The organism is Streptomyces sp. NBC_01384 (assembly GCF_045040035.1).
GTDB lineage: Bacteria > Actinomycetota > Actinomycetes > Streptomycetales > Streptomycetaceae > Streptomyces.
The window spans coordinates 524,846-537,838 of the sequence record NZ_CP109560.1; the positions used below are offsets into that span (position 1 = coordinate 524,846).

The 12,993-nt window shown below is 68.9% G+C and carries 6 protein-coding genes; 1 reads left to right on the forward strand and 5 read right to left on the reverse strand.

The features are described 5' to 3' along the window. From OG747_RS49980 to OG747_RS49995, 4 genes are all read right to left on the reverse strand, one after another. Complete coding sequence (locus OG747_RS49980) at positions 1–3,285, reverse strand: amino acid adenylation domain-containing protein (protein WP_331744052.1); 3,285 nt, start codon at positions 3,283–3,285, stop codon at positions 1–3. Beyond that, complete coding sequence (locus OG747_RS49985) at positions 3,278–6,604, reverse strand: amino acid adenylation domain-containing protein (RefSeq protein ID WP_331744050.1); 3,327 nt, start codon at positions 6,602–6,604, stop codon at positions 3,278–3,280. The genes OG747_RS49980 and OG747_RS49985 overlap by 8 nt, the downstream gene beginning before the upstream one ends. 4 nt (positions 6,605–6,608) lie before the next feature. Next, complete coding sequence (locus OG747_RS49990; RefSeq protein ID WP_331744048.1) at positions 6,609–8,414, reverse strand: amino acid adenylation domain-containing protein; 1,806 nt, start codon at positions 8,412–8,414, stop codon at positions 6,609–6,611. Positions 8,415–9,045: 631 nt separating this feature from the next. After that, positions 9,046–9,498 (reverse strand): IS3 family transposase, encoded by a 453-nt coding sequence (locus OG747_RS49995; RefSeq protein WP_405886322.1) that lies wholly within the window; start codon positions 9,496–9,498, stop codon positions 9,046–9,048. A gap of 187 nt (positions 9,499–9,685) precedes the next feature. On the opposite strand from OG747_RS49995, the gene OG747_RS50000 reads away from it, so the two are divergent. Beyond that, positions 9,686–10,348 carry a 4'-phosphopantetheinyl transferase family protein gene (locus tag OG747_RS50000; protein ID WP_405886324.1) on the forward strand — a complete coding sequence of 221 codons (663 nt, stop codon included), beginning with the start codon at positions 9,686–9,688 and terminating at the stop codon, positions 10,346–10,348. A gap of 429 nt (positions 10,349–10,777) precedes the next feature. Here the strand turns inward: OG747_RS50000 and ligA are convergent, their stop codons facing one another. After that, the gene (ligA, locus tag OG747_RS50005; protein WP_331744042.1) at positions 10,778–12,856 is read right to left on the reverse strand and encodes an NAD-dependent DNA ligase LigA; all 2,079 of its coding nucleotides are present in this window, start codon (positions 12,854–12,856) and stop codon (positions 10,778–10,780) included. Positions 12,857–12,993: the final 137 nt, after the last annotated feature.

The window sequence follows — 12,993 nt, forward strand, 5'->3', positions numbered from 1 at the left end:
TCAGGCTCCCTTCGCGCCGGGTGCGGCCCGACGTGAGCGTTCGAGTAGCAGCGCCCGGGACAGGCGGACGGGTTGCGCCGTGCGGTCGGCCAGGCCGTCGTCACCGAGGTGCTCGGCGAGCCCTCGGACGGTCGGGTAGCGGAACAGCGTGACCGCTGTAACGGTGCGCCCGACCTCCTGCTCGATCCGGCTGCGCAGTGTGGTGATGAGCAGCGAATTGCCGCCGGCGTCGAAGAAGTTCTCGTCGACGCCGATGTCGTCGGTCCCGAGGACCTGCTGCCACGCCGCGAGGATCTGCTTCTCGAGTGCGGATCCCGCAGGTTGCGCGCGGCCGTTGCTCGAGCGCACCGGCTTGTGCCGGGCCAGCGCCCGGTAGTCGACCTTGCCGTTCGGCGTCATCGGCACCGCGTCCACCCGGACGAAGGCCGACGGCACCATGAATTCGGGCAGGAACTCCCGCAGTGCGCGGCGCAGCTGCGCCGGCTCGGCCGCCTCGGCCGAGTCGGACACCACGTACGCGATCAGGCGCATGTCACTGACGGGTTCCTCAGTGATGGCGACAGCGCAGGTACGAATCCCCGGCTGGGCAAAGAGCGCTGACTGGATCTCCCCCAGCTCGATCCGCAGCCCGCGGACCTTCACCTGGCCGTCGAGCCGGCCAAGGAACTCCAGCCTGCCGTCGGGCCGGTACCGCACGATGTCCCCAGTGCGGTACATCCGGGCACCCGGCCGGTCGCTGAACGGGTCGGGGACGTACTTTTCCGCCGTCAGCTCCGGCCGGCGCAGGTAGCCGCGGCCCACCCCGGCGCCCGCGACACACAGCTCCCCGGCCGCACCGGGCTGCACGGGCAGCAGCCGCTGGTCGAGGACATAGACGTCCACGTTGGGCAGCGGGCGGCCGATCGGCACGGGATGCTCCCCGGGCACGCACACGGAATGCGTCGCCCACACCGTGATCTCCGACGGGCCGTAGCCGTTGATCAGCCGCCGCGACGCCCAGTCCGCAGCCAGCTGCGGCGGGCACGCCTCGCCGGCGACCAGCAGTGTGTGCAGGGTCGGCACGTCATCGGGTTTCATCATGGCCGCCACCGTCGGCGGCAGCACCGCCATGGTGACCCGCCCGGCGTTGATGGTCTCGACCAGGTCGGCACCCGGCTGCAGCGCCTCACGCGGCGCGAGGACCAGTTCGGCGCCGACGGCGAGCGAAAGCGCCACCTCGAACACGTACGCGTCAAAGCTCGACGACGCGAACTGGAGCACCCGGTCGTCCGGGGTCAGCCTGAACGCCTCACGCTGGGTCAGGGCCAGGTTGCGCAGACCGGCCTGCGTGAGCATCGTCCCTTTAGGGCGTCCAGTGGAGCCCGATGTGTAGATGACGTAGGCGAGATTGTCGTCCTCTGCGCGACGCGCGGGCCGTTCCGCCGATGCCCGCCGTACCTCGCCGGCCACCTCGTCCAAGCACACCGTCCGGACGGCCTGAGCCGACTTTTCGCGGAGGGCCGTTGTCGTCAGCACCATGCTCGCCTGAGAGTCGGCGACCAGGTAATCCAGCCGCTCCGCCGGGTAGGACGGGTCGAGCGGAACGAACGCTGTTCCGGCCTTCCACGCCGCCAGCGAGCACACGACGAGGTCCACCGAGCGGTCCAGCAGGATCGCCACCAGGCTGTCGGGCCCGGCACCGGCCTCGATCAGCCAGTGCGCCAGCCGGTTGGCCCGCTCGTCCAGTTCGGCGAAGCCCAACCGCTCGGCCCCGAAGGAAACCGCCGGGCCGTCCGGACGCCGATCCGCGTGCTCCTCGATCAGCTCGTGGACGAACTGGCCGCCACTGTCCATGCGTGCGCCGCGGCCCCAGCCGCGGAAGAGCCGGTCCTCCTGCTCGGCGTCGAGCATGGGGAGCGTCCATACCGGTCTGTCCGGATCGGACAGACCGGACACCAGCAGCACCCGCAGGCACGTGATCATGTCGCGCACCGTCGCGGCGTCGAACAGCAGGCTGTCGTACTCGACACTGCCGCTGATTCCTGACTCGCCCACCCTGAACGACACCGTCACGTCCAGTTTGGATGTTCCGCTGTGGACTCGCATCGGCGTCACGGTAACGCCGGGCAACTGCAGGCGTCCGGTGTCGTCCTCGGTCGTGCAGGCCACTTGGAACACGGGGTGGCGGGTGGCGTCGCGCGTCACCCCGAGCCGGCTGACCAGCCGGTCGAACGGGAGATCCTGGTGCGCCAGGCACGACGTGAGCTCGTCCCGCGTGCCGAGCACCATCTCGCGGAAGCTCGTGGTGGGCGACAATGTGCTCCGAATCGGCAGCACGTTGACGAACAACCCGACGACGTCCGCGGCCTCCTGACGCGTGCGATTCGCAACCGGCGTGCCGAGGAGCAGGTCATCGGTACCGCAGAGGCGGTGCAGCACCGCGGCGAAAGCGGCCAGCAGCACAGTGGTGCGGGTCATGTCCTCGGTCTCGCAGAAGCGTGTGAGGTCGGCGGCGAGGCTCTCCGGCCAGTCGAACCACTCCACGGCCCCCACCGCGGACACTCCGACCTGGCGGGGACGATCGATCGGCAGCTCCAGCAACTCGGGCGCGTCGGCCAGCCGTTCCGCGGCCTTTGACGCAAGCTGGTCCGGGGCGTCGCTGCGCAGCCATTCCTGGTGCGACCAGACGAAGTCCGAGTACTGCCACGACGTTGGCACCGCCGTCGCGGCATGGCCTTCGCGCCGTGCTGTGTAGAACGTGGCAAGGTCGTCGAAGACGATCCCCATGCTCCAGCCGTCACACACGAGATGGTGCAGCGTCAGCAGGAACACCGCGTCGCCCTCGGTGAGTTGGAGCAACCGGGCTCGCACCAGCGGGCTCGCGGCGAGGTCGAAGCGCCTGCGTGCCTCGTCGGCGACCAGCTCGGCGACCATCGCTTCGCGGTCCGCCGCCGCTGTCAGATCCTCGACCTCCAGCTCGATCCCGGCTTCCGGCAGCACCACCTGGAGTGGCTCGCCTTCGGCGTCGAGAAACACCGTGCGCAGCGATGCGTGCCGCGCGGTCAGGTCGGTGACCGCGCCGCGGAGCGCGTCGACGTCCAGTGGACCCCGCAGCCGCAAGGCGAACGGGACGTTGTACGGGTCCGAATCCGCGTGCAGCTGCGCCATCAGCCACAGTCGGCGCTGCGCCGACGACAGCGGGTGGATGTCGAAGTCGTTGCCCCGCTCGGCCGCCACTGAGAGCAATGCTGCCCGCTGGGTGGCACTCAGCTCGCGGAGCCGATTGAGCAGGCTTTGCTCAGTCATTGAGATCAGGCCCTGTCTGTAAGGTGCCGGAGAGGTGGTCGAGCAGGTCACCGACGTTCCGCCGGGAGCGGGTAGGAGCGGCGTCGGGCGTCGCACCACTCGCGCGCAGCCCGTCGACGGCGGCGGCGAAATCGGCGAGGACGGGGTTGTCGAACAGCGTCCGGAACGGAATCTCGGCCCCCAGCTCCGAGCCCGCCCGCAGCACCGCCTTGATCACCTTCAGCGAATGACCGCCGAGCGCGAAGAAGCTGTCATGCTTGCCGATCCGCTCGACGGCCAGCTCGTCGTACCAGATCTTCGCGATCCGCCGTTCGGTCTCGGTGTCCGGCTCGGCGCCACCGGTGCCGGCCGTCGCCCGCGGCGCAGGGTCGGGCAGCGCCCGTACGTCCACCTTGCCGTTGCTGGTCGTCGGCAGTTCGGCGAGCGTGACGAACGCGTCGGGAACCAGGTAGTGAGGCAACCGCTCGCGCAGGAACTCCCGGACCTGATCCAGCGAACCCGCCGGATCGGCGAGCACGACGTAGGCGACCAACGTCGCGCCGCCTGCAGAGTCCGCCCGCGGCAGCACGACGGCGTGGCGCACCCGGCCCGACCGCACCAGGCAGTCCTCGACCTCGGCCGGTTCGATCCGGAAGCCGCGGACCTTCACCTGCCGGTCGACGCGGCCGAGGAACTCGAGCGCGCCGTCGGAGCGGCGCCGGGCCCGGTCACCGGTCCGGTACATCGTGCCGCCGTGGAAGGGGTTTGCGACGAACCGCTCCGCGGTGAGTTCCGGCCGGTTGGCGTACCCGGCGGCCACCTGGGTGCCGCCGATGTACAGCTCGCCTGGCATGCCCTCGGCGACTGGATTGCCGCGATCATCCAGGATGTACACATTGGTGTTCGCGATCGGGTGCCCGATCGGCACCACCGGCCCCGGATCGCCCGGGTCGCACCGCCAATGACAGGCATCGACCGCCGCTTCGGTGGGGCCGTACAGGTGATGCAACGTGGCGTTTGTGGCCGCGAGCAGCCGCTGGGCGAGCGCCGTCGGCAATGACTCGCCCCCACTGGCGATGCGTCGCAGCGACGGGCAGTCGGTGACGTCGACCGCGGCCAGGAAGACCTCCAGCATCGACGGGACGAAGTGGACGGTCGTGACCCCCTCGGCCTTGATCAGCGTGTGCAGGTACGCCGGGTCCTTGTGCCCGTCCGGCCGGGCGAGCACAAGGCGGGCGCCGGTCACCAGCGGCAGGAGGAACTCCCCCACCGAGACGTCGAAGCTGTACGGCGCCTTCTGCAGCACGACGTCGGTGCGGTCCAGCTCGTATGCCGAACGCATCCACCGCACGAGGTTCGCGATCGCCCGGTGGCTGTTGACGACACCCTTGGGCCTCCCGGTCGTGCCCGAGGTGTAGATCACGTAGGCGGGATCGTCCTCGTGCATCACCGGGGCACAGCGATCCGCCGAATCGTCAAGGGTTTCGGCGACGTCGAGCACAGTGTCCACCTTGGACGGAACCCGGCTCGACGCCGCCGCGTGGGTCAGCACCAGCCGGACCTCGGCGTCGGCAACCATGAAATCCAGTCGGGCGCGCGGGTAGTCGGGATCCAGCGGCACATACGCAGCACCGGCCTTGAGCACCCCGAGGATCGCGGCCGCCAGCTCGAGGGACCGCTCGAAACACAGCCCGACCCGGTCGCCGCGCCCGAAGCCGAGCGCGCGAAGCCGGTTGGCGATCCGGTTGGCGCGCTCGTCCAGCTCCAGGTACGTCCACTGCCCGGCCTCGGCCGTGACTGCGATCGCGTCAGGCGCCCGGTCCACCTGGAGTTCGATCAGGTGGTGGACTCCGTCAACCGCCCCGAAGCCGACTTCCGGGCCTACGCCGGCGCCGAGCACCGCCTGCCGCTGTTCCGGCGTGAGCAGGGGAATCTCGGCGATCGGCCGCCGCGGATTCGTGATGAGGCTTTCGAGGATCCGGACGTACTGCTCGGCCAGCACCTCGATCCGGTCCCGGTCGAACAGGCTCGTGCAGTACTTGATGAACCCGACGCTCCCGGTCGCCGACTCCGGGAAGTGGATCTCGAAGTCGAACAGCGTCTGCCCGCTGTGCCACTCCTCGAAGGCGAACGACGTCCCGTCGGCGTCGAAGGTGTCCAGTTTGGGCGGCGAGGTGAACACCATTTGGAAGACCGGCATGACGCCGGGGACGCGCTCCGGCCGCACGGCCTCCATGACGTCCCGGAATGGGGGTTCCCGATGTGAGTACGCATCGAGCGCAGCGTCGCGGACTGCGTCCAGCAGCTCGCGCCCCGTCACGCCGGCCGCACATCGCAGGCGCAGCGCCAGCATGTTGACGAAGTAGCCGACCACGTCCTCATCGACGTGCGGGGTACGGCCCGCGGTGGGCATCCCGAGCACGAAGTCGTCCGCTCCGGAGTGGCGGTGCACGAGCACGGCGAACGCCGCCAGCTGAACCATCAGCGGCGTGCAGCGCGCCTCGGCAGCGAACTTCCGTACGGCGGTGCCGAGTTCGTCGGACACCACAAACTCGACGCTGTCCCCGTCGTAGGTCGGGTGCGCCGGCCTACGCCGTGCGAACGACCATTCGACCGGCTCCGGCGGATCGGCGAGCGCCGACTTCCAATACGCCAGGTCGTCCTTCTTGCTGCGCTTGCGGCGCCTGCCCGCGAGCTCGTAGTACCCGGTCGGCACCAGTTCGAGCGCGACTTCCGCGCCGCTCATCAGCTGTCGGTAGGCCGCGACGAGTTCCCGCTGCAGAACCCGCAGGGAGTAGCCATCGATGGCGATGTGGTGGATGACCCAGCAAACCAGGTACTCGTCGTGGGCCAGGCGGGCCACCAGGCAGCGCCACAGCGGGCCGCTCGCGAGGTCGAACGGCTTTCCGGCCTCCGCGATCACCCATGCGCGCGCGACCGAGTCCGGGTTGGCTTCGGCGCGTAGATCCTTCTCGACGAATCTTCCTTCGGGCTTCGCCGCGGGCACTGCCATCAGCTGCTCGTCGATCAGGGCGAAGCCGGACTGCAAGGTCTCGTGGCGCGCCGCGACCGCCTTGACGGCCTCGCACAGGGCGGGAACGTTCAGGTTTCCGGAGACCCGTGCTACCAGCGGGACGTTGTAGACGCCCATGCCCGGCGACAATGCGTCGAAGGACCACACCTGTTCCTGGCCCGGTGTCACGATCCGGGCGCCGCCCGGCGTGGTCTCCGGCTCGGCCTCCTGAGGTGGGGTGAGGTCCTGGTGGAGTCGGTCGAGCAGTGACCGATCACGGGAGAGGCCCCGCAGCAGCTCGCCGAGAGCCGGCCTGGTCGTTCCCATCGCGTCAGTTCTCCTCGTTCGCTGCCCGAGCCAGCTCCAGCACCAGACCCGCCGTCCGGGCGGCGTCTTCGCACTGCCTATCGAGGTAGTGGGCCTGGTCGGCCACCGTCGGCCGGTCGAACAAGAGCCGGATCGGCACGTTCGTGCGGAAGATCTCCCCCAGCAGATCGGCGGCCCGCATGGCCGTCAGCGACGACGCGCCCAGGTCAAACACCGGCTCGACCACGCTGAGCTCGTCGAGTTCGAGCAGGTCGAGCCACACCCCGGCGACCACCTCCTCCACGACGGATCGCGGGGCCACCGGCTCGGCACCGATGAGGTGGCGCGCTACCGGCAACGCGGCGACCGCGGTGCGGTCCACCTTCCCACTCGGCATGGTGGGCAGCCGGTCCACGACCACGTACTGGGCGGGGATCATATGGCTGGGCAAGGTGGTCCCAAGTAGGTCGTGTACCTCGCGGCGGCTCGGCGCACGATCGTCGGTCAGCGTCAGGTACGCGGCCAGGAATGATTCGGCCTCGCCGGCGCGCAGGATGACGACCGCGTCCTTCACCCACTCGTGCCCGCGCAGGATGGCTTCGATCTCGCCCAGCTCGATGCGGTAACCGCGCAGCTTGACCTGCTGGTCTGCGCGCCCCAGCGACTCCAGCCTGCCGTCCTCGGTCCAGCGGGCCAGGTCGCCGCTGCGGTACATACGCTGCCCGGGGGTGGTGCTGAACGGATCGGGCAGGAAGCGCTCGGCAGTGAGGTCCGGCCGGTTCAGGTAGCCGTTGGCCAGGCAGTCGCCTGCCAGGAAAATCTCCCCCGGCTCGCCGACCGGGACGGGCTCGAGGTCCTCGTCGAGCAGATATGTGCGCACATTCGGCAGGGGCCCGCCCAGCGTGACACGGCGGCCCTCGGTCATCCGGAGCGCGTGGGTGTACACCGTGGTCTCGGTCGGGCCGTAAGCGTTCCACACCCGCGTTCCGGCGTTCTGCAGCGTTTCGGAGACGTCCGGAGGGAGGGGTTCGCCGCCGGACACGACGGTGATCGACGGGCCGCCGCGCCAGCCGGCTGCCAGCAGCATCCGGTGCGTCGTGGCCGTGCCTTGCACGACGGTCACCCCGCCGCTGTGCACCGCCTCCGCCAGGGCCGGACCGTCGGTGGCGGTCGCGCGGTCGACCAACCGGATTGTCGCGCCGACCGACAGCGGGATGAAGATCTCGAAGACGGAGATGTCGAAGGACAGCGGTGCCTGGGCGAGCACGACGTCGGCGGCAGTCATGCCGAGCTGGGCCGCCATCCCGGTGACGAAGTTCGTCATGGCGCGGTGGGGGACGGCGACGCCCTTGGGTCTGCCGGTCGACCCCGAGGTGTAGATGAGGAACGCCGGCTGGTCGGGGTTGACCTTCACGGGGACCGGGTCCGGCGGGGCCTCGTCGGCCAGGATCACGGGCCGGAAGCCCGGGCACAGCCGGGAGAGCAGCGCGGACTGGGCGTTTTCGGTGGCCACAACGGTGACTCCGCTGTCGGCCATCATGTAGTCAAGGCGTTCCGCCGGATAGGACGGATCGAGCGGAAGATAGGTTGCGCCGGCGCGGAGCACGCCGAGCACACAGGCGATCATCGAGGGCGATCTCTCCAGGCAGACGCCGACGATATCCCCCGTTCGAACACCCGAATCGCGCAACGCCGCAACCCAGCGCACCACTTCCGTTTCCAGCTCGCCGTGGGTCAGCGATCGCCCCTGGAACAGAACGGCCGGGGCGTCCGGTGATAATCCCGCCCATTCAGCTGCGAGTTCGTGTGCGAATAAGTCGGGATAACCCATTGATTGCGCCTCCGAAAGCACATCCGGCCAACGAGCCGGTAAGTCCGAATACGAGAAGGAGTCGACTTTTCGCCTACTGGGTTGCCGAATGCTCGAAGACGCTGGGCGGTACTGACCGCGTCACGAACTAGCCCTGCCATGTCGTAGACCTCTTGGTTGCCTCGCTGCGCGGCCCTGGACCGCGAGTGGCTGAGCAACGACTACGGCCAACATCTGAAACCCACAATTCCGATCACAGGCCGGGACGGCGACAGTCGCCAACGATGGGCGCGCGACAGACATGACAGACCTCCGGAACCACGAACACCGACCCCCTGTGGGGTGTTCGGGAAGGCCATCCTCTGCGCACGCGCCGAGCCCGTCGAGATCCACTCTGCACTGAGCGTCGCATTATGTTCGAATTTGCGAAAGGATCTTGAAGGAGTCTTTACACGGTAGGGTCCTGGCGAAGGGAGGCGGCGATAACCAGGGCGATCCCCTGCGAGTGGGCGCCGGGGCCGTCGGAGGCGTACCCTGCGTGGATCGATGGCTCCTTCACGCATGTCATGCGGCAGCGGTTTTGTCAATCCCCTCGTGGCGTGGAGAGTTCCATCGATGGCTCCTTCACGCATGTCATGCAGCAGCGGTTTTGTCAATCCCCTCGTGGCGTGGAGAGTTCCTGCGCTGCTTCTTGCAGGACCTGCTCGGCCCAATACCGCCGTTCGAATTCCACCGGGCTGACGAACCCGCACACGCTGTGCAGCCGACGTGTGTTGCAGAAGTCTGCGATCCACGTGCCGAACTTGATGCGGGCTTCGGCCCGGGTGCGGAAGGGCTGCCGGTGGACGCACTCCACCTTCAGCACGCGGATGCGCTTGTCCTTCTCCCGCGCCTCGGCCCGCAGTCGCTCCAGCTCCTCACGCTCGGGCCCCCGCAGACGGCCGGCGGGTGACGGCGACGCCGCCGGGGCGTCCGAGGTGGGCGAGCCGTTCCGCTTCACCCACGACACCCACGAGTGCAGAGTCCCGGGACTGATGCCCAGTTCCCCGGCGACCTGCGGGATCGTCTTCCCGGTCTCCCTGACGATCCGCACCGCACCACTCACGGAACCCGGCGTCATACACGCGTTGCCTGAATGCCATGACTCCCAACTTCCCTTGCTGCCACGGTCTCCACGGCACGAGGGGAAGCACAAGGCGGTGGAGCCCACCACCTGGGACGGCTCCGAGAACTCGGCTGCCAGGTCACCGCCGAACCTCCTGCAGCCTATAGATCTGCGATCATGGAGTGTTGTGCGAGAGGAAGTGGCGGCGTGGGTCCTCGAGGTGCCGGAAGCCGGGGTAGCGAGCTTGCCGGGACTGTGTCTGCTGGATGTCGCGGAACGCGAGCGTATGGCAGCCTTCGTGCACGAGGCCGACCGGGTGCAGTACGCGTTCGCGCACATCGCCTTGCGTAAGGCGCTTGGGGATTGGCTGGGAATGGCGCCTGCGAAGCTGAGCTTCGCGCGGGAGGCCTGCCCCTGCTGCGGGGGGCCGCATGGGCGGCCGATCTTGGCTGCCTCGAGCGCCGCGCCCGTAGAATTCTCGCTCTCGCACGGCGGGAGGATGGTGGCGATCGCTCTCGCCCGAGTGGCGGTTGGTGTGGATGTGGAGCCCGTCCCGGACGAGCAAGTGGCCACCAAGGTGAGTGCACGGCTGCACCCGGATGAGCGCGCCGAGATCGAGGCGTGTGAAGTGCCGGAGCGCGCGGCACGCTTCACGCGATTGTGGGCGCGTAAGGAGGCCTATCTCAAGGCGTTGGGCACCGGGCTGGGCCGCGACCTGAGTGTGGACGACTGTCGGCAGGACTTCCCGGGATGGTGCATTGCTGATCTCGAGGTAGCTGCCGATCACCGTGGCGCGGTGGCCGTGCGATCCGACAGCGGCTGCCAGGTGCGACAGCACTGCTCGCTCTGAACCGTTCCGGATTCGGTAGAGACTCTGGTAGGCGGCGGTCCATCAGCGGAACCTCCTTCCAGGGAAGATCCTTCACCAGCGTGTGCATGGTGGGGTGGTTGGCCTTGAGCACGGCGATGAGGTACGCGTCTTTCTCCTCGACCAGAAACTTCGCGTGGTCGGCCTGGTTCAGCAGCGCGTCGAAGGTCACCACCGCGCCGGTCAGGTCCAGCGGGTCCAGCAGTGGCCGGAACGCGGTGATCTCGTTGCTCTTGGCACCGACCTCGCGTTGGGCGGGCGAGCACAATGCCGTCGCTGCGCGGTGCGGAGAGCAGGTGGACGCGGCGGCCGTCGGCTCGTTCGTACTGATCGGCGAATGTCACCCCGAAGATCCCGGCGCACGTAGCATCGGGATCTTTGAACAGCTTCTGCAGTACGGGGGGGGGCGGGTCAGCCGAGGTAGTCCGCGACGAGGGCGGCGAACTCGTCCGGTGTGGCCAGGCGGATCCCGAGGTCCTCTGCCTTGGCCCGCTTGGATCCAGCGTTCTCTCCGGCCACGAGCAGGGTCGTCTTCTTCGAGACGCTGGAGGAGGAGCGGCCGCCGGCCTGCTCGATGAGCTCGTTCATCTCGTTGCGGGTGAGCTTTTCCAGTGGTCCCGTCATCGCGCCAGTGACCACCACTGTCATCCCCGCCAACGGTCCGCCCTCCGCCGTTCCCGCGGTACTGGCACCGACGGCATCGGCAGACGGCGGAGTGGCGCCGGGCTCGGTCATGTTCACCCCGGCTGCGGCGAGCTTGTCGATGAGCGGGGCGAGTTCAACGAGCTCGGCGACGATGGACGGCGCCTTCTCCGCGCCGATGCCCTCGACCTGCTGCATCGCCGTGGCGTCGGCGGCGCGGATGTGGTCCATGGTGGCGAAGTGCCGGGCGATCCGCCGTGACATGGACCGACCCGTGCCGCGCACGCCGAGCGCGCACAGCACCCTGGACAGCGGCTGCCCCTTTGCCGTACTGATCGCGGCGAGCAGGTTGTCGGTGCTGGTCTCGCCCATCCGTTCCAGCCCGAGCAGCTTCTCACGGGTCAGGGTGAACAGATCGGCGAGATCGGCGACCAGGCCGGCCTCCACGAGCTGGACGACGCGCGTGCCGCCCAGGCCTTCGATGTCGAGCTGGTCACGTCCCGCGGCATAGGCGAGGGAGGCCACCAGGTGGCAGTTTCGGCCGTTGACACAGCGCCAGCGCTGCTCGCTGCTGTCGATGCCGGAACCGCAGCGCGGGCACACTTCGGGGAACACTATGGGCTGCTCGTCGCCGGTGCGCAGGTGCGCGACCGGGGCCTCTATCCGGGGGATGACGTCACCGGCGCGGTGGACCATGACGTGGTCGCCCAGACGCAGGTCGCGTCGGGTGATGTCGGCCGGGTTGTGCAGGGTGGCGTAGGTGATGGTCGAGCCCTCGATCTCGACCGGCTCGAGTACGGCGCGCGGGGCGATGATGCCGGTCCGGCCGACGTTCCACTCGACCTCCAGCAGCCTGGTGATCTTCTCCACGGCCGGCAGTTTGTAGGCGATCGCCCACCGTGGCGCACGCGACCCGGATCCGGCGGCCTGCTGGTCGGCGGCCAGGTCGGCCTTGATGACGATCCCGTCGATACCGAACGGCAGCTGGGCTCGCAGCGCGGCAATCTCCTGGACACGGGACAGGACCTGCACGGCCGTCTCGACGACGACGCCCGGGGCTGCGGTCTGGGCGGTGGTGTGCACGCCGAACCCTGCCATCAGGTGCATCAGGGCACTGTGGGCGAGCTCGCCCAGCCGTCCGGCCAGAGCGGCGTCGGTGTCGGGCAGCGCCAGCAGGCCGTAGCCGAAGAACGTCATCGACACCGTGTAGGCGCGGTCCTTGGCCCGCAGCGTGCCCGCAGCCGCGTTACGCGGGTTGGCGAACGGCTGACCGCCGTGCGCGGTGCGCACCTCGTTGGCGTGCTCGAACTGGACCGCCGTCATGAGGACTTCGCCGCGCACCTCCACCGTGACCGGCTCGGCAAGCACGTCGGGCAGACCCTCGATGGTGCCGATGGCATGCGAGACGTCCTCCCCGGCCGTCCCGTCCCCACGGGTGACCAGCCGCGTGAGGCGGCCGCGGCTGTAGCGGGCGGCGATCGCCAGACCGTCCAGCTTCGGCTCCACACTGAACCGGGCGACATCACGGCCGATGCGTCGCCCCAGGGACGCCGTCCATGCGGTGAACTCCTCCGCGGAGAACACGTTGTCCAGACTCAGCATCGCCACCGTGTGCGGGACGTCGCCCTCGACCGCACCGCCCGCGACCTTTCCCGTTGGTGACTCGGGCAGCACCTGATCGGGGTGCTCGGCTTCCCACGCCGCGATCCCACGCATCAGCCGGTCGTAGGCGTCGTCATCCAGCGGCGAGGTGCCGCCCGCGTAGTAGGCGGCCGCGGCCTTCACCGCATCCTCGATCGCCTGCGCATAGGCGGCGGTATCCACGATCACTGCAGCAGGTGTTGTCATGACCGGCATCCTGCCGCCCACCACTGACAACGGGCCCCAAACCAGAGGGCATCATCGACTACGGGTACTCCGACACCAACATGTCGGACTACGAGGAGGACCACCTCGTGCCGCTGGAGCTCGGCGGTGCGCCCCGC

Bases quoted from the DNA above. Each gene is read 5' to 3' on its own strand.
- OG747_RS49980 (WP_331744052.1), bottom strand. From the start codon at position 3,285: ATGACTGAGCAAAGCCTGCTCAATCGGCTCCGCGAGCTGAGTGCCACC.
- OG747_RS49985 (WP_331744050.1), bottom strand. From the start codon at position 6,604: ATGGGAACGACCAGGCCGGCTCTCGGCGAGCTGCTGCGGGGCCTCTCC.
- OG747_RS49990 (WP_331744048.1), bottom strand. From the start codon at position 8,414: ATGGGTTATCCCGACTTATTCGCACACGAACTCGCAGCTGAATGGGCG.
- ligA (WP_331744042.1), bottom strand. From the start codon at position 12,856: ATGACAACACCTGCTGCAGTGATCGTGGATACCGCCGCCTATGCGCAG.